The sequence below is a fragment of the Sagittula sp. S175 genome (assembly GCF_049800975.1).
Classification (GTDB): domain Bacteria; phylum Pseudomonadota; class Alphaproteobacteria; order Rhodobacterales; family Rhodobacteraceae; genus Sagittula.
Genome location: NZ_JBNAGB010000008.1, coordinates 135,264 through 154,147 on the forward strand (window position 1 = coordinate 135,264; position 18,884 = coordinate 154,147).

Sequence of the window (18,884 nt, forward strand, 5' to 3'; positions counted from 1 at the left end):
CCCGGACCCTGCAAGGTGCCGGGGCGCGCAGGATCAGCGGCGTTCCCGGCGTTCCAGCTGACGCACCATGCAGCGGTCAAGGTTGCCGGAGAAGGCGCAGACCGCCAGCAGGCCGGTCAGTTCCTGCGGGCTGACGCGGATCACGCGGCGGCCGTTCTCGTCGTATTCGCGGTACTCCTGACGCTGCACGCGGGCCGCCGAGGGGCGGGTCGGCGAGAGGTAGTTGACGTGGGCAAACCCCAGCTGGCCATTGGCGGAGCGCACGAAGCGCCATGTGTCGGTGCCGCCGTCGAGCACTTCGACGCGGGCGCCCTGCGGCATGGTCTCGGCGATGTCATACTGGGTGCCGGGGCCTTGGCGCAGGTTGAGCGCGCCGTAGCGGGGGGCGTTGACATACATGGATTGCAGCACGCGGCCCGGCTCGGGCTGGACGGGGGCGGGCGCGATGGTCGGGGTGTCGGAGGAAAGGTAGGCGTTGTGGACATAGCCGACCTGTCCGTCGGCGCTGCGCACGCGCCGCCACGGATCGCCGCCACCAAGGATCGTCACCGCCGCGCCGTGGTCCAGCGTGCCGAGGATCGCGGTGTCGGTGCCGGGGCCCTGGCGCAGGTTCAGCCGTCCGGCGGAGGGCGAGTTCACGTAGACCTGCTCGCGGCTGTGGTCGGGGGCCGTGGCGTAGCCATCGCTGCCGGACACGTCGCGGCGGATGTAGTCGGGGCGGTCTGCATCCCGTTGCAGGGGCTGGATGTCCTCTGTCGGCTGGGACAGTGCGGTCTGCGGCACCCAGCCGGTGGTGCCGGAGGCGTCGCGTACCCGGCTCCACATGCCGGCGGGGTCTTCTTCGAGCACCTCGACGGTCGCGCCGGGACGCAGCAGGCGCAGGGTGTCGAAGGCATCGGCGGGGCCACTGCGCATCTGTACGGTGCTGCCGCGGGGCGCGTTGATGATGCCCGGTTCGGCCATGGCAGAGGTGGCGATGAGAAGGCTGGCGAGCAGGGGCAGCAGGCGTGTCATGCGAAGTCCTTTCCGGGCAGAGTCCGGGCAGATCGGAGGAATGGCGGTTGCGCAACAGGTGGGGCGATGCCCCCGGTTATGCAATAACACGCCTGTGCCAGAAGGTTTCCTAACGGAGCCTTCAGGGCTGTCGGATCAGCGGAATCCTGCAAGGCGGGCCTGGCGGCGGAGGTCGGGAATTCCTCACTGACCGGGAATTTTCCTTGTCAGGTGGCCGTGAGTCTTTCTAGCCTTGCGCCATTACACGTCAGGATATTTTCGATGCTTACCTTTGGTGACAGCCAGATGCATGGCTTTGCCGTGCAGGCGGTGCAGGACTCTCATCCCCGGCTGGTGCGCCGGATCAACACCGAACACCCCGGCGCGGCGGCGCGGATGGGGCCGGAGGCGGTGCAGGAACTGGTCACATATGTGATGACGCGGGCGACTGCCTTTGAGCTGCTGGAGCAGGAGGCGCTGGACGTCTACCTCGATCTGGTGCTGGCGCTGGGGCTGGAGGTGGAGCGGGACCGGCGGGTGCCTTGGGTGGGCGATACGCTGGCGCTGCGGACGCTGTCGCTGCCGCGCAAGGTGGTGACGCTGCGGCGCGGGCTGGAACGCTATGGCGCGGTGCTGGGGCAGCGCGGGCGGGTCGTCGCGCAACTGGCGCAGCGTGGCAGCCGGGTGCCGGACCCGGACCGCGATGCAGAGGCCTTCTGGGAGAGGGTGGCGGCACTCTGGCCTGCCTATTGGGAGCGGCAACCGAAGTTGCGGCTGAACGGGCTGTTGCTGGCCGCGCGACCGATGGCGGAGCACTACGGCATCCCGGCGGGGGGGCTTGGCGCGGTGTGCCTTGCGCAGTTGCTGCTGGGCGTCGGATGCTTTGCCGATCCGCAATGGCGGGCGGTCTTTGCGCCGATGGCAGAGACGCCGGCGGCGGGGCGCGCGGATGCGATCCTTGACGCGCTGGGCGGTCTTGCGCCGCTTTTCCGGGAGGATTGAGGGGTGCGGGATCTTTTGATCAAAACCTGCGAAGTCAAGAAGGCGAAGATGCGCGAAGAGCTGATGAAGCGCATCAAGGACGGCACCTCGACCATCAAGGTGGAGGGCGACGACACCTACAAGCAGAAGGTCTACGACTCGCTCGAAACACTGGCCGAGACGGACACCGGGCTGGCGTTGCTGCTGGGAAACGAGCAGCACGGCAAGGGGGTCACGATCAAGATGACGGAGCCCGGCAAGGGCAACACCGAGAACGCCAATAAATTCAGCGACGGCTTGTATGACTACGACAACGACAAGCCGGGGCCGGGCACGGGCAGTACCGTGAATTTCGACCCCGACCGCACGAAGGCGGGCAACAAGCCGTGGAGCGAGCGCGATCCGGCGGTGGGCCTTGGGCACGAGCTGATCCACAGTTACCACGACGGCAACGGCACCACGGACGGGCGCAAGAACGCCGCTGGCAAGAGGTCGCTGCCCTACAAGGGCAAGGACGGCAAGATGCACGCGGCGCCGGGCTATGAACAGCAGACGGTCGGCCTGGGGGAATACGAGAACGAACCGTTGACGGAGAACAACATCCGCGACGAGATGGGCGAGACCGAGCGGGATTATTACTGATGGCGGGGAGTGGGTCGTGAAGATCGAAGTGAACGGGGTCGCGGTGACGGGCGGTCAGCTGCGGGTGGACTACCGGGTGCAGAACACGGGCGCGGGGCCGATCTACCTGCTGGACCAGTTCTGGAATATCGAGGGCAATGCCTTTGCCCTGACACCGGGCTACAGTTACCGCTATTTCCATGGTCCCCGGCTGGTGCTGTTTCGCGGCGTGCTGGATGTACCGGACGGGATCAAGGCCGAGGTGCCGGAGACGCCCTATGCGCAGCGCGTGCTGGCAGGCGGGACCGAGGCGCGGTTCCTCGAGGTGCCGGTGCCGGTGATGCGGGACACGGGTTACGTCGGCCCCGTGCAGGAGGCGGCGGTGGCCACCCCGGTGCTGGAGCTGGACCTTGTGCTGGGCTACGTGCCGGAGGGCGAGATCCCCGATGACTGGGGCCTGTTCGAAGGCGAGGGCGGGAGCCTGTACAGCGTCGATGCGGGGCTTGCGCTGATGGTGCAAAAGACCGTGTCGGCCCGTCTGCCGGTGCCGGAGGGGCTGACAGGCTACATCCCCGGCTGAGGTCTGCGACGCCCTGTCCGGGGGCGTTGGCGCGGTCCCGTGGTACGTTGCAGCCGATGGTTGCAAGAGGTCGGGGGACATGCGGGTGATCTTGATCGGGCTGGGACTTGTCGTGCTGGTGGTGGCCCTGGCGGGGCTTGGCCTTGGCGCGCTGCGCTGGTGGGACACGCGCATTGACGCACGGTCGATGCAGTATTTGAAGGCGCAGCAGGCGGTCCGGCCCGAGGTTTTCGATCTGTCCATGCTGGAGGGGCTGCCGGAACCGGCGCAGCGGTATTACCGCTTTGCGCTGGCGGAGGGCACGCCGCTATGGACACTGGCCGAGTTGCGGATGCGCGGGACCCTGACGCTGAACGGGGTCGAACAACCGATGGAGGCGGTGCAGGTGCTGGCGCCGCCGCATGGCTTCGTCTGGCAGGTGGAGCTGACCGGGAAGGTGAAGGCCTCGGGCAGCGATGCCATGGTGTTCGGGGACAGCTGGAGCCGCTTTCGCCTGTTCGGTCTGTTGCCCGTGGCGCGGGCCGGAGGCGCGGACCATCTGAGGTCATCCTTTGGGCGGCGGGTCGGGGAGGGCGTGTTCTGGACGCCTGCCGCCTACCTGCCCGCGGCCGAAGCCGGGTGGGAGACGCTTGCCTGGGAGGCTTCGGGGACGGATGTCGCGCGGGTGACGGTGCGTTCGCAGGGGATGGAGCAGTCGGTGGAGATCACCGTGGATGGGGAAGGCCGCCCGGTCCGGGTGCTGTTCCCGCGCTGGAGCCAGGAGAACACGGCGCGGGTCTGGCAGTGGCAGCCGTTCGGCGGCGATCTGGGCGGCTGGGAGGAGTTTGACGGTGTGCGTGTGCCCGCGGACGTCGAGGGCGGCAACCATTATGGCACGGCGGATTATGTGCCCTTCTTCAAGGCGCGGGTGACCGAGGTGCGGTTCCGGCGTTGAGCGGTTTCGCCTTCGCTGTGCTCAGGCGACCGGCGCGTGCTGCACACGCGCTGTTTGTCGTGCTGCGCACGCGCCTTTTGCTGTTTGCCGTGCTGCGCACGACGGGGGGCTTTGCCCCCGGACCCCCAGAGTATTTGAGCCAAGAAGAAGCACAGGCGCGCGCTTGTTTCTTCTTGGGTCAAATACTCCGGGGAGTGGGGGCGAGTGCGAGGGGGGCTGGCCCCTCGCGTGCCACGCTATCCATATGCAGAGCGGGCAGGATCAGACCTGTTCGACCGCCACGCCGTCCTGCACCATGAAGGCGAGGTAGCCCGCGATCTCGGAGACCTCGGCGTTGGGGGTCTCATAGGACCAGACGGCGTTGGTGTAGGTCTTGGACTTCGACATGATCGAGAAGTAGCTGGCCGTGCCCTTGTGCGGGCAGGTGGTGCTGTGGTCGGTCGCGTCGAGGAAGGCCATGCCGATGTCCTCGCGCGGGAAGTAGATGACGGGGGGCAGGTCGCCTTCGGTCAGTTCCAGCGCGCGGGAGGATTCGCCGAGGACGGCGCCACCGGCGCGGACGACCCAAGTGCCGACGGCGGGCGTGACGGTGATGTGCTTGGTCGTGGGCATTGTCGGTGTCTCCTCAAATTCCTGTTCCCCGGGCCGCGGTTGCGGTCCGGGGCCTTCCCTATTCCCGACTCTGTGGCCGGGATTTGTGACATTGACATGTCAGACGGGGGCACATGCAAGGGCTAACCACGCGCCTGCGGCATCATCGACATGGGAACGCAGCGTATCGTGGACCCGTTTGTGGTAGCCGTTGAGCCAGTCGCGTTCAGTCTGGGTGAGCAGGGCCGGGTCGATCAGGCGGCGGTCGATGGGGACCAGTGTGAGCGTCTCGAAGCGGTACATCTGCGGCACGGTCTGGCCGGGCAGGGGCGCGGCCTCCTGCACGACGATGAGGTTCTCGATGCGGATGCCAAAGGCGCCTTCGCGGTAGAAGCCCGGTTCGTTCGACAGGATCATGCCCGGCTCGAAGGGGACCGTGCCGGAGCGGGCGATGCGGGCGGGGCCTTCGTGCACGCAGAGGTAGGAGCCGACGCCGTGGCCGGTGCCGTGGCCGTAGTCGAGGCCGACCTCCCACAGGGCCATGCGGGCGAGGGCGTCGATGTCGCGGCCCGCCAGCCCCTTTGGGAAGCGCAGGCGCGAGAGGGCGATCATGCCTTTCAGCACGCGGGTGAAGGCGGCGCGGTGTTCCTCGGTCGGCTGGCCGACGGCCATGGTGCGGGTGATGTCGGTGGTGCCGTCGACATACTGCCCGCCGCTGTCCACCAGCAGCAGGTCGCCCTCTGCGACGGTGCGGTTGGTGGATTCCGTGACGCGGTAATGCACGATGGCGCCGTTGGGACCGGTGCCCGAGATGGTGTCGAAGGAGATGTCGCGCAGGGCGTTGGTGGCGCGGCGTTCTTCTTCGAGCCGTTTGACGACGTCGATTTCGGTCAGCGTGCCGGGGGCCTGCGCGTCGAGCCATGCGAGGAAGCGCACCATGGCACAGGCGTCGCGCAGGTGGGCGGCGCGGCTGCCGTCGAGTTCGGCATGGGTCTTGCGCGCCTTGGGCAGGACGCAGGGGTCGTCGCCCTCGACCGGTGTGGACAGGGCCTCGGCCAGGATCACCGGGCAGCTGGCCGGGTCGATCTGCACGGGGCCGGAAAGCGCGGCCAGCGTCGGCAGCAGGGTTTCGACCGGCATGAGGCGGACCTGCGGGCCGAGGTGGTCGCGGATCTGGTCGGTCTTGGCCTCGGCGATGAAGAGGTCGACGCGGGCCTCGGCGTGCAGGATGGCAAAGGCATGGGGAACGGGGTTCTTCGGGATGTCGCTGCCGCGGATGTTCAGCAGCCATGCGATGCTGTCGGGCAGGGTGATGACTGCGGCGGTGGTCAGGCCGAGGCCCTCGGACAGGCGGGTGATCTTGGCTCCGTGGGCCTCGCCCGCCAGTTCGACGGGCTGCGGGAAGGCCGGTTCCATCGGCGGCGCAGGCTGGTCGTCCCAGAGCGCGTCGATCAGGTTGTCGGTGGCGACCAGTTCGAGCGTGGGCAGCTTGTCCTGCAACTCGCGGCGCTGCGAGACGGTCAGGAGCCAGGGGTCGTAGGCCAGCTTTCCCACGGGCAGGGCGGTTTGCAGCCAGTCCGCCAATGTCGTGCCAGGCCAGTCGACCTTTTCGAAAACTGCGTCGGTCTGCGCCTTGACCTGAACGGTGTAGCGGCTGTCGGTGAAGATCGCGGCCCGGTCGCGCAGCGCGATGGCCCAGCCCGCCGAGCCGGTGAAGCCCGTCAGCCAGGCCAGCCGGTCGTCATGGGGGGCCACGTATTCCCCCTGATGCGCATCGGCGCGCGGCACGAGAAACCCGTCGAGGCCACGTTCAGCCAGCAGGGATTGCAGGGCGGCGAGGCGTGCGGGCCCCTGCGCGGGAGAGGCGCTTTCGGTGAAGGTCTGGAACATGGGGGACTCCTTTGGCGCGAGGTTAGCGGGGTGGGCGGCGAAGGCAAGCGCCGCCGGGGGCGGGCGGCGGGGTCGGTGGGCTGGCTGCGGCATGAGCGAAATATCGCGATAGGGGAATGTCTGGCGAAAATTGCCGCTGACAGGGCGCGGGCGGGGCAGTAGGCACGGTTCGCCGCTGGTGGGACAGGCCTTCGGCGCAGGCATGGAAGACCGCTGAATGATTTCGAACAAGACTGCAGAGGCCATCGTGGAGGAGATGCTTCACGTGACCTGGCAAGGTATGAAAACCGGCGACTTCGACCTGTTTGCGCCATGTTTCCACGTTCCGCAGGTGATCGAGACCTTTCAGGGCAAACGGCGCCTTGCCAACCTTCAGGACCTTCGGGACGTGTTCGAGTCGGTGCGGAAGTTCCATGCGTCGATCGGGCTGGTCGATCTGGCGCGGCACGTTGTGTCGGCGAAGATGACGACGCCCGAGGTGATCGTCGCCACCCACGAAACGCGGCTGGTCTGCGCGGGCAACGTGTTGAAGCGCGCACCGCATCCGGTGATGTCGGAATACCGCCATATCGGCGGGGCATGGCGGGTGACGCACAGCCAGTATGCGGTGGAGTCGGACGGACTGCACGGGCGGGACACGCGGCCGCTCGGGCCGCGCGCCGACTAGGTCAGGACGCCCGCCGGATGCCCATGACGCGGGCGCGGGCGCGCGGATCACTGTCGAACAACGAGGCCAGCTGTTCCGTCATGGCGCCGGCCAGCTGTTCCACGTCGGTGATGGTCACCGCGCGGTCGTAGTAGCGGGTCACGTCGTGGCCGATGCCGATGGCCAGCAGCTCGACCTGACGGCGCTTTTCCACCATGGCGATGACGTCGCGCAGGTGCTTTTCAAGGTAGTTGGCCGGGTTCACCGACAGGGTGGAATCGTCCACCGGGGCGCCGTCGGAAATCACCATCAGGATCTTGCGTGCCTCGGGGCGGACGATCATGCGGCGGTGCGCCCATTCCAGCGCCTCGCCGTCGATGTTTTCCTTCAGCAGGCCCTCTTTCATCATCAGGCCGAGGTTGTCGCGGGTGCGCCGCCACGGGGCGTCGGCCTGCTTGTAGATGATGTGGCGCAGGTCGTTCAGGCGGCCCGGCTGTTGTTCGCGGCCCGCGTTCAGCCATTGCTCGCGCGCCAGCCCGCCCTTCCATGCGCGGGTGGTGAAGCCGAGGATCTCGACCTTGACCGAGCAGCGTTCCAGCGTGCGGGCCAGAACGTCGGCGCAGATCGCTGCGATACTGATCGGGCGGCCCCGCATCGAGCCGGAGTTGTCCAGCAGCAGCGTCACCACGGTGTCGCGGAATTCCATGTCCTTCTCGACCTTGAAGGACAGCGGCGTCGTCGGGTTGGCGACGACGCGCGCAAGGCGTCCGGCGTCCAGAACGCCCTCTTCCTGATCGAATTCCCACGAGCGGTTCTGCTGCGCCTGCAAGCGGCGCTGGAGTTTGTTTGCCAGTCTCGACACGGCGCCCTTTAGCGGTTCAAGCTGCTGGTCGAGGTAGGCGCGCAGGCGCTCCAGCTCGATCGGTTCGGCGAGGTCCTCGGCGGCGATTTCCTCGTCGTTGTCGGTCGAGTAGGCCTTGTAATCGGGGTCCGCGTCCGAGATGGGCTGCGGTGCGGGCGGCTCCATGGGCGCGTCGCCGTCGGGCAGTTCCGCTTCGTCGCCCAGCTCCTGGTCGGCCATGTCGTCCATGGTGACCTGCGCCTGGCTCGGGTCCTGGGTTTCATCCTGAGATTGTTCGGGCGAGGCATCGGCCTCTTCGGACTGGTCGTCGTCGTTGCCGGTGGAATCGGGCTGTTCCTCTTCGTCCTGCCCGTCCTGCTCGCCGTCGTCCTCGGCCTCGTCATCCATGTTGTCGGGGTCGTCGCCCAGCTGGTCGCCGTAGCCCAGATCGGTGATCATCTGGCGCGCGAATTTGGCAAAGGCAGACTGGTCGGCCAGCACGTCGTTCACGTTGTCCAGCGTGCCGCCGGCCTGTTCCTCCATGTAGCCGCGCCAGAGGTCCATGACATTGGCGGCCTCGGGCGGCAGGGCACGGCCCGTGGCGAGGTGGCGGATCAGGTAGCCTGCGGCGACAGAGAGCGGGGCCTCGGACTTGTCGCGGATCTGGCCGTAGCCGCGGCGCGCGGCGTCGTGACCGATCTTGGCGTCGATGTTGCCCGCGGTGCCGGGCATGTCGCGCGCGCCCATCGCCTCGCAACGGGCGGTTTCCATCGCCTCATAGAGGTCGCGGGCCATCTCGCCCTGCGGCAGGTAGCGCGAGTGCGTCGCGTTGTCGTGATAGCGGCGGTGCAGGGCCAGCGCGTCGGCGGTGCCGCGCGCCAGCAGCACCTCGTCGCGGGTCATCCGGCGAGAGATCTGCGGCAGGCGCATGGCGTCGCCGGACATGCCCGAGGGATCGACCGAATAGCTGACGGTGATGTCAGGGTCGTTTGCCATGACCTTCGTCGCTTCGGCGAGGGCCTTCTTGAACGGATCGGCGGGGTTGTCGCTGGGCTTGCTCATGGCGCTGTTATCCGTCCTTTGCGCGAGGCCCGCAAGGGGCCGGATTGGCGGAGCGGCTCTCTTTTGCTAGGCTGCCCGCATTTGAAAACGGAGTTGTTCATGCGACATGTTTTTGCTGTAGCGATATGTCTTGGCGTTTGGGGCGGCACGCAGGCCATGGCCGATTGTGCCACGTACCAGCGGGCTTACCGGGTTGCGCCGCCGGCGTCCGGCGTGTCCGAAGACCAAGGCGGGCCGCTTGGATGCTCGACCGAGGCGCTGGAAATGTTCGAGATCAACAAGGTGGCGCTGGCCGAGGCCAGGCCGGTGGCGGACATCCGGGATCTGCACGGCGCGTGGTTGGGCGACGCCGTGCTGGCGCAGGTGTCCTTTATCGAGGTTCCGGGGCAGGAGCTGCTGGTCTTTGCGCCGGGGGACGGGCCGAACACCGTCGAGGTCACGCAATACTGGATGAAGGCCGCCAGTTTCGGTCGTGTGCCGAACTGGTCCGTCGACGGGGAATATACCGGAATTGTCGCGCGCACCGTGCTGGAAAAGCAGGGGCGCCGTTACGTGGCACCGGAGGAGGGCACAGGGGTCGAATACGGCGGGGCGACGTTGGAGTTCAGCCGGGGCGCCGACCTGCACGTCAAGGCCCGGATCAACCATTTCGACATGCCGCTGGCCTTTGGGCTGGCCGGGGACGTGTTGGTGCTGGAGGGGACGGTGCGGGACCCCGTGACGCGGGAGGAGCAGCCTTATGCGCGAAGCTACACGCGCATCGACGCTGGCGCGGCGAAGACGGCGCTGGGCCTTGTCATGGCGTTCGAGCAGAGCCAGACGGTGCACTTCGACTGTGTCGCGCACCAGTTGAGCGATGGGGCCGGGCCGTTTGTCGATGCCATGGGGCAGGGGATGGAAGGTCTGGCGGCGTTTGTCGCGGATCAGGTCGGGCAATCGGTGCGGATTGCAGGGCTGAAGGTCTCTGCCGAAGCTGGTGATGTTGCGGCAAGGGAGGCGTTGCAGGCGGCCATGGAAGGTCGGATCGCGCAATATTCGGACCCCGCGTATCAAGAGCAGGTGGAGCGGATACTGGCGGCCTTTGGTGAGGCTTGTCCGCCTCTTTGAGCGGCGGTCCCACTGGCGGTCCCAATGGCGGCTCCGCTCAGAATGCGCGGACGTCCTGACCGAGGATCAGAGCGTCGCAGGCGGACAGGTGTCGGCGGATCTGGCCATCGGCCAGCCGCTGGCGGCGCATGTCCTGACCGAAGGTCGCAGCGGAGAAGAGGTTGCGCATCTCGGAGCGCGCCTCGACCCGGTTGCGCATGAGCGCGATGGAGAAGGTCCGGTCGCCGGCACGCTCCGCGAGGAAGGTGTTCATCAGCGCTTCGATCAGGTCGCGACGCATGGCGGCGGCATCGTTTTCCACGGCGACAAGACGGCTGTGTTCGACCGTGGCCGTGTAGCGGCCATGGCAGGTGGCAAGGGCCTGCGCCTGTTCGGTGGGCTGAGGCCCCTCTGCCGCGAAGCTGCAAAGGGGGACTAGCACCCAAGGAACCACCAGCGCAATCCGGAGAAGGGGACGCGGGAGTTTCATGACCGGGCAGCTTAGGCGCGCCGGGTTAGGATTCGGTTTCACTAGCGTGCGGTGGTTACAGCAGCAGGGCCTGACAGGGACGCAGGGCAAGCGCGGCCTGCGCGCGGGCGCGGCGCTGTTGGCGGGGATCGGTGTGGAACCGGGCAATGGACAGCAGATGGGCCTGCGCGAATTTCGCCTCCAACCGCAATTGCAGGATCTGCGGGCCACTCAGGGGCGATCCGGGACGGACTGTGTCCAACAGGGTTTCAAACGTGGCGCGATGCCCTTCGGAGGGATTGGCCGGATCGTAGGCGTTCCACGCATCTTCCATCTGGGCCGAGTATCGACCGACGCAGGAGGCGAAAAGGGGGACGAGGTCCTGGGATCCGTCTGGCGGTGTATCTTGCATGGCAAGCAACGGCGCAGGCACGAGCGCGAGCGTGAGGAAAAATATTTTCAAACCGCTCATGAAATGAATGTTATCGCGAAAATACTGCGTAACAATTAATCTGTTTGAAAACTTTTGACTCACGTTGTTCGCAAGTCACAGAGCCGTATCGTGCGTAAAGCTCCCGGATCAGGGCGTTTACAGCACCCAATCGGTGTTCTGCAGCACGATCCGGTAGCCATCGGGGTCGATGAAGGTCGATCCCTTTCGATCCCAATAGGGGTTGTGGGCGGGCACTGGCGCGTGTCCGAGCGTGGTCAACCGCGCAAGGGCCTCTTGCCAGTCGTCCATGTCCGGCAGGTAGAACACCAGCAGGTGTTCGGGCGAAGGGGCGCCGCCGGCGGGACGACCGTGCTCTTGAGTAAACTCCAGATGCCAGGGGGCCTTTGGATGACCGAGGATCACGCCGTCGAACCCGTCGTGATCCGCGAATTCAGCCAACACCCTGAACCCCAGCCCGTCGCGGTAAAAGGCAGTTACCTCTGCCATGCGGTCGGTGGGGCGGGCGATGCGCAGGATGGTCATCGGGCACTCCTTTAGGGGTTCGCGGGTCGGCAGGACGCGCGGATTGCCAACGTGGTGCGCCCCAGTTCCGGACAGCGTGGTGCCACAGGTGAGAAGCGATTTGCCAGCGCGAAGCCACCGCTTCATGATCGCCGCCTTGCCCCGCCCGCTCTCCGTCTCAATGCTTCACCTTCGAATAAAGTTTTAGTCAAAGTGCTGCGTTAAGACTTCCCGGCTAGCCTGTCGGCGTGAAGTTGGGGAATGGTGAGATGACAACTTTGAAGGTGGTGCGGGCCGCACCGATCCGGCGTCGTGTGCATGGGCAAGCGGCCGACAAGGTGAAAGCGATCACAGAGCAGCTGGACACGATCCGCGCCGAGCTGGCGCAGGCCGACGGCCGGATGGAGGATGTCGACGCGCGCCTTGCAAAGCTGGAGCGCGAAACGCGCCTGCTGTCCATTCACCTGGTGCCGGCGGTCTGACAGGGCCTTTAGGACAAAGAAAAACGGCCCCGACTTCGCCAGTCGGGGCCGTTTTGCATGTCTGTGACCCGGATCAGGCGATGCTGATCGAGGCGGCGCTTTCCGGCAGTTCCTCGTCAAAGCACCGCTGGTAGAACTCGGCCACGGTCTGACGCTCCAGCTCGTCGCACTTGTTCAGGAAGGACACGCGGAAGGCGTAGCCCACGTTGCGGAAGATCTCGGCGTTTGTGGCCCACGCGATCACGGTCCGCGGCGACATGACGGTCGACAGCTCGCCGTTCATGAAGGCGCGACGGGTGAAGTCCGCAACGGTCACCATCTGGCGCACGGTCTTGCGGCCTTTTTCATTGTTGTAATGCGGCGCCTTGGACAGGACGATCTGCGTCTCGGCGTCGATCGAGAGGTAGTTCAGCGTCGCCACCAGCGACCAGCGGTCCATCTGGCCCTGGTTGATCTGCTGGGTGCCGTGGTACAGGCCGGTGGTGTCGCCAAGGCCCACGGTGTTCGCGGTCGCGAAGATGCGGAAGTACTTGTGCGGGGTGATGACCTCGTTCTGGTCGAGCAGCGTCAGCTTGCCGTCGGTTTCCAGCACGCGCTGGATCACGAACATCACGTCGGCACGACCCGCGTCGTATTCGTCGAACACGATGGCGGTCGGGTTGCGCAGCGCCCAGGGCAGGATGCCTTCCTGGAACTGGGTGACCTGCTTGCCGTCCACCAGCTTGATCGCGTCCTTGCCGATCAGGTCGATGCGCGAGATGTGGCTGTCGAGGTTCACACGCACGGCGGGCCAATTCAGGCGGCTTGCCACCTGTTCGATGTGGGTCGACTTGCCAGTGCCGTGGTAGCCCTGGATCATCACGCGGCGGTTGTTGCGGAAGCCCGCGAGGATGGCCAGCGTGGTGTCGGGGTCGAACTTGTAGGTGGAATCGATGTCCGGCACGCGGTCGGTGCGATCCGGGAAGCCGTGCACCGTCATGTCGGTGTCGATGCCAAACACTTCACGGACCGAGATTTCTTCCGTCGGTTTCGCGTTGATATCGATCATGCCGTCCGCCATGGTGCCCGTGTCCTTCATTCGAATGTCTGCTCGCGTTGGTGCAACATATCGCGGGAAGGGGCAAGGGGGATGGGCGGTTCCGACGCAATGACGACACAGGACGATATCGAAGCGCGCGTGGCGCGGGTCGCCATGGGTGATCGAAAGGCGTTCCGGGCGCTGTATGCGCAGGTCTCGCCGCAGCTGTTCGGCATCTGCATGGGCCTGTTGCAGGATCAGACCAAGGCCGAGGAGGCGCTCGAAGAGGTGTTTCGCCAGATCTGGCAGACGGCAGGCGCGTTTCGCGACGGCGGTTATCCGACGGCCGTCTGGCTCGCGCGACTGACGCGGGACGTGGCGGTGGCGCGGGGGGCTTCTCCGGCGCGGGCGCCCGTTGGCCAGAGCGAGGAGGCGCGTGCGGTGGCCGACTGCATGGCGCTCCTGCCGCAGGAACAGGCTGTCATGATCCGGCGCGTTTACCTTGGCGGGCTGGATTATGCGGCATTGGCCGAGGAAGCAGGGTCCGGTTTTGACACCGTGCGGCGGCACCTGCGGCGCGGGCTGGCGAGCCTGCGGGGGTGCCTTGGCGGATGACTGAAGTGCGGGACAATGGTCTGCCTGGCGGGATCGAGACGGATGCGGCGGAATATGCGCTGGGTGTGATGCCTGTGCCCGAGCGCGCGGTGTTCGAGGCGCGGATGGAGGCGGACGAGGCGCTGGCGCGGGACGTGGATGCCTGGGTCGAGAGTTTCGCCACACTGACGGAGGGGTACGCGGCGGTGACGCCTCCGCCGAACCTGCTGCGCCGGATCGAGGCCCGGATCTACGGTGGCGAGGCGCGCCCGGTGTGGCGTCAGGTGCTGCCCTATCTGCTGGGCGCGCTGGCGGCGGCAGGTTTTGCCTGGGGGGCGATGACCCTCGGCCTTCTGGTCGATGTGGCACCCGAGGTGATCCGGGCGGATCTGCCGGGTTTGTCGGGGGGGGCCGGTGGCCGCGTCACCATCGACCCCGACGCGCGGTCGATGGTGGTGGAGATGACGACGCCCGCGCCGGAGGGACGTGTCTGGCAGGTCTGGCTGATGCCCGTCGGTGCGGCGCCGCTGTCGCTGGGCGTCATGGGGCCGGATGGCGCCGTTGCGGTTGGCCTGTCCGAACCGCTGGTGCAGCGGATGACGGGGGCGACCGTGGCGGTGTCGGACGAACCGGAAGGCGGCTCGGTCACGGGGCAGCCAAGCGGCGCTTTGCACGCCGCCGGGGTGCCCTTGCCAATGTGAAGTCTGCGTTCAGCGCTGTTTGGGCGCGGTGAACGGGCGTGCGAGGCCTTCGATCAGCGACACATCGGGGCCACCGGTGCGGTGGTCCTGCCGGTCCTCGGCAAAGGTTGGCACCACCGGCGTGCTGATCCGTTTCAGACGCGAGAACAGATCGGGCCGGGCGGGTGGCAGGGCACCGGTCATCCGGGCGGTGATGAGGCGGTCGGGCATGGGGTTCTCCCTTGGGGCTCGGTCGGGACAACGGTACCGCAGACTCGTGGCGAAAAAGCGGCGGCGGATGCGGGGCGGGGGCATTCGGGAAACGGTTTCGGGCGTTTTGCGTCGGTTGGCCGGAAAATCTCCGCGCGTTTGACACTCGCCATAAACCATGCGGCTGCTATAAGGTCGGCCACCGAAGTACAGGGGAATACGCATGTCCGGAGAGTTGTCGCCCATCGACAAGGCCAAGTTCGTCGCCGCGAAACGGGCCGCCGAATTCGTGGAATCCGGGATGCGCGTGGGCCTTGGGACCGGATCGACGGCGGCCTGGCTGGTGCGCTGCCTGGGCGAGATGGTCCGCGAGGAGGGCCTGCGCATCAAGGGCGTCCCGACCTCGACCCGCACGGCGGAACTGGCGCGCGAAGTGGGGATCGACGTGATCTCTCTGGACGAGGCGAAGTGGCTGGACCTGACCATCGACGGCGCGGACGAGTTCGACGAGGAACTGAACCTCATCAAGGGCGGCGGCGGGGCGTTGTTGCAGGAAAAGATCGTCGCCACGGCCAGTGACCAGATGATCGTGATCGCGGACGCGGCAAAGGAGGTGGGCCACCTCGGGGCCTTTCCGCTGCCGGTCGAGGTAATCCCCTTTGGCTGGCAGACCACGCAGGCGCTGGTCGAAGAGGTGCTGATCTCGATGGACGTGATGGGCCGCAACGCGACGCTGCGCATGAACGGCGACCGTGCGTATATCACCGACGAGGCGAACTACATCCTCGACCTGCACCTGAGCCGCATCGGCAACCCGCGCCAGCTGTCCATGGTGCTGAACCAGATCCCCGGCGTAGTGGAAAACGGCCTGTTCATCGACATCTGTGACAAGGTCGTGGTGGGCCGCTCGGACGGTCGCGTCGAAGTGCGTGACATCAACGAGGGCACCGTCAGCGAGAGCCAGCTGGATTTCGTCGAGGATGACAACCTGTTCCGGGATATCTGATGACGGTCCGCGACCTGAGCATCTTTGCGGACTACCACCAGTTCTACATCTACGACGCGCAGATGCAGGGCACGCGGCCCGAGGACTGGACCACCGATGACATGCTGCGCAAGGTGATCTGTGGCGGTGATCACCTTGTGGTCTTTACGGCAAGAAACATGGACGTTCCTGTTCGGGTAGAGGTCCTGCCGGAGGCTCCGCCGCTGGAGCTGTTCGGCTGGGATCATATGGTGGACGGCGCTTTGCGCACGGTTTCGGGTGTTTTACTGATCCTTGGCTGCACCGACCTGGAGGAGGGGGCCGAACGGGTGGTTCTGGCCCCCGGAACCTATCGTCTGCGGGTGTCCATGGCCGGTCTGGACAGCTTGTCCGCTGACGGGCTGGAGGGGGACGACAAATACCGGGTGCAGATATGGCCGGGACCCTGGCGCGAGACCGTGGTCCGGCAGATGCACGAACCGGGGACCGACTAAAGCGGCAGTCCCGGCATCAAGGTGGTTTCGTTGACACGGCGCGGACAATCCGCCGGCAAAACGCCGTGAAACCGGCCTTTTGCCGCTGTGATTTCCAAGCACATCATTCATCACGTGCGGTGGGGACCGCGCGGCGCGCCCGGGTGGGGCGTCCGGGGCCGCAGCCCAAGATGCGGCCAGCGTAGACGGGGCAGGCGGCGCCATGGGGGCGGCGCCGTCTCGCGTTTTGGCGCTTGGCAGTCCGGCGGGCTTGTGGCTGATTGGGGCCATGCACGACGTGGTGATCCTTTCCGATGAACGACTGGTGGCGGCGCTGATCGCGGCGCAGGCCGGGCAATGGTCCGACCTGCCGATCCGCGCGCTGAATGGTGGCACCGACAACGCGATGTTCCGCCTTGGGCCGGAACTGGCGGTGCGCCTGCCGCGCCGGCCCGAGGCCGCGGCACTGCTGGAAAAGGAAGCGCGCTGGCTGCCCGAGTTGCAGAACCTGCCCTTGGCGGTGCCGCGCGTGCGGCTGGCGGGGCGGCGCTCGAAACAGTTCAACTGGCCGTTCACAGTGGTCGACTGGGTCGAGGGCGTCGAGGCGCAGGACGCCGCCATCCACGACTGGCCTGCCGAGGTGACCCGTCTTGTGCGGTTCCTCAAGGCGCTGTGGAAACTGCCGGTCAAGGGCGCGCCGGTGGCGGGTCCAGACAACAAGCGGCGTGGCGTGGCGCTGGCAGAGATGAGCAGCCTGACCCTTGGCGCGCTGCACGAGGTCTCGGACGAGATCGACGTTTCGGCGGCGCGCGAGGTCTGGCTGGACGCGATGGAGGCCGCCCCCGCGCGCAAGCCGCGCTGGATCCATGGCGACCTGAAGCTGTCGAACCTGCTGGCACGCGACGGGCGGCTGGTGGCGGTGATCGACTGGGGGCTGGCGGCGGTTGGCGATCCGGCGGCAGATATCGCCGTGGCCTGGCGCTGGGTGCCGGAGTGGCAGACCCAGGCGTTTCGCGATGCGCTGAAGGTGGATGACGACGCTTGGCGGCGCGCGCGGGGCTGGGCGCTGTACGGGGCGGTGATCGCGTTGGCGTACTATCGCGACCGCCCCGAGGCCAAGGCGCTGGTGGACGACTGCCGCTGTACGCTGGGGCGGCTGGGGCTGGGGACGGCCTGCTGAGGTCGGCCTCGTGCCCACATCACGTTCGGGGCAGCGCACCCGTTCTGTGCGGCGCTGGCTCTGGCCTTCCCGGGGACATCGTGAAATACCCCGTGGCAATACTGCGACGGAATACGCTGCGAGGACACGGACACATGGAATTCGACTACGATCTCTTCGTCATCGGGGGCGGTTCGGGAGGCGTGCGCGCGGCACGGGTTGCGGCGGGCGAAGCGGGGGCCAAGGTCGCCCTGGCCGAGGAAGACCGCTATGGCGGCACCTGCGTCATCCGCGGCTGCGTGCCGAAGAAACTGATGGTCTTTGCCAGCGAATACCGCGACATGCCCGCCTCGGCACGCGCCTATGGCTGGGACATCCAGGACGGCAGCTTTGACTGGGACACCTTTCGCGCCAGGCTGCATGCCGAACTCGACCGGCTTGAAGGTGTCTACCGCAATCTGCTGGCGGGCTCTGGGGTCGAGACCTTCGACGCCCGCGCCACGGTGAAGGATGCGCATACGGTGACACTCTCCACCGGCGAGGAAAAGACCGCCAAGCACATCCTGATCGCCACCGGCGGCCGTCCGCATTGGCCCGATATGCCGAACGCGCATCTGGGGATGGTCTCGGACGACATCTTTCACCTCGAAAAGCTGCCAAAGCGCATCCTGATCGTCGGCGGTGGCTATATTGCCTGCGAGTTCGCGGGCATCCTGCACGGGCTGGGCTGCGAGGTGACGCAGTTCTATCGCGGTGCGCAGATCCTGCGGGGCTTTGACGACGAGGCGCGCGGGCTGATCGCCGACGCCATGAAGGAGCGTGGCATCGACCTTCACACCGGCACCACCATCGTCGAGATGCATTGCGTCGGCACCGCCGAGGCGGATGCCATGGGGCAGGCTCCGGTGGAGGAGGTCCAGCACGGCCAACCGGGCTACGAAGAGATCGGCAAAGGCCCGGTCCGGGTGAAGGCCACCAACGGCACGATTCGCGACTTTGACGCCGTGTTCTTTGCCACGGGACGCACGCCCAACACCGAAGGTCTGGGGCTGGAAGAGCTGGGGGTCGAGCTGGGCCGCAACGGTGCGGTGCAGGTGGACGAGTACTCGCAGACCAAGGTGCCCTCGATCTACGCCATCGGCGATGTCACGGACCGGGTGAACCTGACGCCGGTGGCAATCCGCGAGGGCATGGCCTTTGTGAACACCGTGTTCCACGGCAATCCGACGCCGGTGGATCACGACCTGATCCCCAGCGCGGTCTTTACCCAGCCGGAGATGGGCACGGTGGGTCTGACCGAGGAGCAGGCCGCCGAGCAGGAAGAGATCGAGGTCTACTGCACCTCGTTCCGGCCCATGCAGTCGGCCTTTGCCGAGCAACCTGACCGGGTGCTGATGAAACTGATCGTCTCCAAGGCCTCGCGCAAGGTGCTGGGATGTCATATCGTGGCCCCGGGCGCGGGCGAGATGATCCAACTTGCGGGCATCGCCGTAAAGATGGGCGCGACCAAGGAGGATTTCGACCGGACCGTGGCGGTGCATCCGACCATGTCCGAGGAGATCGTGACCATGCGCAACCCGACGCGCAGCCGATAAGGGCGAATAGGCATTGAATGCCGCAGTCGGGAGCGGTTG

At 66.6% G+C, this 18,884-nt stretch carries 22 protein-coding genes; 13 read left to right on the top strand and 9 right to left on the bottom strand.

Features of this window, described 5'->3' with window-relative positions; genetic code table 11:
* Positions 1 to 33: 33 nt before the first annotated feature.
* Positions 34 to 1,014 carry an SH3 domain-containing protein gene (locus ACP16H_RS12455; RefSeq protein WP_425072625.1) on the bottom strand — a complete coding sequence of 327 codons (981 nt, stop codon included), beginning with the start codon at positions 1,012 to 1,014 and terminating at the stop codon, positions 34 to 36.
* Positions 1,015 to 1,275: 261 nt separating this feature from the next.
* Between ACP16H_RS12455 and ACP16H_RS12460 the strand changes: the two genes are divergently transcribed.
* The 4 genes from ACP16H_RS12460 to ACP16H_RS12475 all read left to right on the top strand — a co-directional run bounded on the left by ACP16H_RS12460 (position 1,276) and on the right by ACP16H_RS12475 (position 4,109).
* Positions 1,276 to 1,995 (top strand): hypothetical protein, encoded by a 720-nt coding sequence (locus tag ACP16H_RS12460; protein ID WP_425072626.1) that lies wholly within the window; start codon positions 1,276 to 1,278, stop codon positions 1,993 to 1,995.
* Between the two features lie 48 nt (positions 1,996 to 2,043).
* Positions 2,044 to 2,616, top strand: coding sequence for a M91 family zinc metallopeptidase (locus ACP16H_RS12465; protein WP_425072627.1), 573 nt, complete (start codon positions 2,044 to 2,046; stop codon positions 2,614 to 2,616).
* A 16-nt stretch (positions 2,617 to 2,632) separates the two neighbouring features.
* Positions 2,633 to 3,175: a hypothetical protein gene (locus tag ACP16H_RS12470; protein ID WP_425072628.1), complete on the top strand. Its 543-nt coding sequence runs from the start codon at positions 2,633 to 2,635 to the stop codon at positions 3,173 to 3,175.
* Positions 3,176 to 3,254: 79 nt separating this feature from the next.
* Positions 3,255 to 4,109, top strand: a complete 855-nt coding sequence (locus tag ACP16H_RS12475) for a DUF6544 family protein (RefSeq protein ID WP_425072629.1) — start codon at positions 3,255 to 3,257, stop codon at positions 4,107 to 4,109.
* 261 nt (positions 4,110 to 4,370) lie between these two features.
* On the opposite strand, the gene ACP16H_RS12480 is transcribed toward ACP16H_RS12475, so the two are convergent.
* Together ACP16H_RS12480 and ACP16H_RS12485 are read right to left on the bottom strand one after the other, a co-directional pair.
* A complete protein-coding gene (locus ACP16H_RS12480) occupies positions 4,371 to 4,721 on the bottom strand; it encodes a DUF427 domain-containing protein (protein WP_425072630.1) in 351 nt (116 codons plus the stop codon).
* Positions 4,722 to 4,820: 99 nt separating this feature from the next.
* A complete protein-coding gene (locus tag ACP16H_RS12485; RefSeq protein WP_425072631.1) occupies positions 4,821 to 6,590 on the bottom strand; it encodes an aminopeptidase P family protein in 1,770 nt (589 codons plus the stop codon).
* Between the two features lie 217 nt (positions 6,591 to 6,807).
* Here ACP16H_RS12485 and ACP16H_RS12490 point away from each other — a divergent pair, with 217 nt between their 5' ends.
* Positions 6,808 to 7,257, top strand: a complete 450-nt coding sequence (locus ACP16H_RS12490) for a hypothetical protein (RefSeq protein WP_425072632.1) — start codon at positions 6,808 to 6,810, stop codon at positions 7,255 to 7,257.
* Position 7,258: 1 nt separating this feature from the next.
* Here ACP16H_RS12490 and cobT read toward each other — a convergent pair whose 3' ends face one another.
* Positions 7,259 to 9,139 carry a cobaltochelatase subunit CobT gene (gene cobT, locus ACP16H_RS12495; protein ID WP_425072633.1) on the bottom strand — a complete coding sequence of 627 codons (1,881 nt, stop codon included), beginning with the start codon at positions 9,137 to 9,139 and terminating at the stop codon, positions 7,259 to 7,261.
* A 99-nt stretch (positions 9,140 to 9,238) separates the two neighbouring features.
* On the opposite strand from cobT, the gene ACP16H_RS12500 reads away from it, so the two are divergent.
* A complete protein-coding gene (locus ACP16H_RS12500) occupies positions 9,239 to 10,246 on the top strand; it encodes a hypothetical protein (protein WP_425072634.1) in 1,008 nt (335 codons plus the stop codon).
* Between the two features lie 37 nt (positions 10,247 to 10,283).
* On the opposite strand, the gene ACP16H_RS12505 is transcribed toward ACP16H_RS12500, so the two are convergent.
* The 3 genes from ACP16H_RS12505 to ACP16H_RS12515 form a co-directional block, all read right to left on the bottom strand.
* Positions 10,284 to 10,667, bottom strand: a complete 384-nt coding sequence (locus tag ACP16H_RS12505) for a hypothetical protein (protein ID WP_425072635.1) — start codon at positions 10,665 to 10,667, stop codon at positions 10,284 to 10,286.
* 103 nt (positions 10,668 to 10,770) lie between these two features.
* Entirely contained in the window at positions 10,771 to 11,229 is a 459-nt protein-coding gene (locus tag ACP16H_RS12510; protein WP_425072636.1) for a hypothetical protein, read from the bottom strand.
* A gap of 54 nt (positions 11,230 to 11,283) precedes the next feature.
* On the bottom strand, positions 11,284 to 11,670 hold the full coding sequence (locus ACP16H_RS12515) for a VOC family protein (RefSeq protein WP_425072637.1): 387 nt from the start codon (positions 11,668 to 11,670) through the stop codon (positions 11,284 to 11,286).
* Positions 11,671 to 11,918: 248 nt separating this feature from the next.
* Here ACP16H_RS12515 and ACP16H_RS12520 point away from each other — a divergent pair, with 248 nt between their 5' ends.
* A complete protein-coding gene (locus tag ACP16H_RS12520; RefSeq protein WP_425072638.1) occupies positions 11,919 to 12,131 on the top strand; it encodes a hypothetical protein in 213 nt (70 codons plus the stop codon).
* Positions 12,132 to 12,204: 73 nt separating this feature from the next.
* Here ACP16H_RS12520 and cobS read toward each other — a convergent pair whose 3' ends face one another.
* Positions 12,205 to 13,191: a cobaltochelatase subunit CobS gene (gene cobS, locus ACP16H_RS12525; RefSeq protein ID WP_425072731.1), complete on the bottom strand. Its 987-nt coding sequence runs from the start codon at positions 13,189 to 13,191 to the stop codon at positions 12,205 to 12,207.
* 69 nt (positions 13,192 to 13,260) lie between these two features.
* Here cobS and ACP16H_RS12530 point away from each other — a divergent pair, with 69 nt between their 5' ends.
* Together ACP16H_RS12530 and ACP16H_RS12535 are read left to right on the top strand one after the other, a co-directional pair.
* Positions 13,261 to 13,764: a sigma factor gene (locus tag ACP16H_RS12530; protein WP_425072639.1), complete on the top strand. Its 504-nt coding sequence runs from the start codon at positions 13,261 to 13,263 to the stop codon at positions 13,762 to 13,764.
* Positions 13,761 to 14,444, top strand: a complete 684-nt coding sequence (locus ACP16H_RS12535; RefSeq protein ID WP_425072640.1) for an anti-sigma factor — start codon at positions 13,761 to 13,763, stop codon at positions 14,442 to 14,444. Before ACP16H_RS12530 ends, ACP16H_RS12535 begins: the two co-directional genes overlap by 4 nt.
* Before the next feature lie 9 nt (positions 14,445 to 14,453).
* On the opposite strand, the gene ACP16H_RS12540 is transcribed toward ACP16H_RS12535, so the two are convergent.
* A complete protein-coding gene (locus tag ACP16H_RS12540; RefSeq protein ID WP_425072641.1) occupies positions 14,454 to 14,654 on the bottom strand; it encodes a hypothetical protein in 201 nt (66 codons plus the stop codon).
* Between the two features lie 202 nt (positions 14,655 to 14,856).
* Here ACP16H_RS12540 and rpiA point away from each other — a divergent pair, with 202 nt between their 5' ends.
* The 4 genes from rpiA to ACP16H_RS12560 all read left to right on the top strand — a co-directional run bounded on the left by rpiA (position 14,857) and on the right by ACP16H_RS12560 (position 18,845).
* The gene (gene rpiA / locus ACP16H_RS12545; RefSeq protein ID WP_425072642.1) at positions 14,857 to 15,639 is read left to right on the top strand and encodes a ribose-5-phosphate isomerase RpiA; all 783 of its coding nucleotides are present in this window, start codon (positions 14,857 to 14,859) and stop codon (positions 15,637 to 15,639) included.
* On the top strand, positions 15,639 to 16,112 hold the full coding sequence (locus tag ACP16H_RS12550; protein WP_425072643.1) for a hypothetical protein: 474 nt from the start codon (positions 15,639 to 15,641) through the stop codon (positions 16,110 to 16,112). Before rpiA ends, ACP16H_RS12550 begins: the two co-directional genes overlap by 1 nt.
* A gap of 268 nt (positions 16,113 to 16,380) precedes the next feature.
* Positions 16,381 to 17,271 (top strand): aminoglycoside phosphotransferase family protein, encoded by an 891-nt coding sequence (locus ACP16H_RS12555; RefSeq protein ID WP_425072644.1) that lies wholly within the window; start codon positions 16,381 to 16,383, stop codon positions 17,269 to 17,271.
* A gap of 134 nt (positions 17,272 to 17,405) precedes the next feature.
* Positions 17,406 to 18,845, top strand: a complete 1,440-nt coding sequence (locus tag ACP16H_RS12560) for an FAD-dependent oxidoreductase (protein ID WP_425072645.1) — start codon at positions 17,406 to 17,408, stop codon at positions 18,843 to 18,845.
* The last annotated feature ends 39 nt before the right edge of the window (positions 18,846 to 18,884 follow it).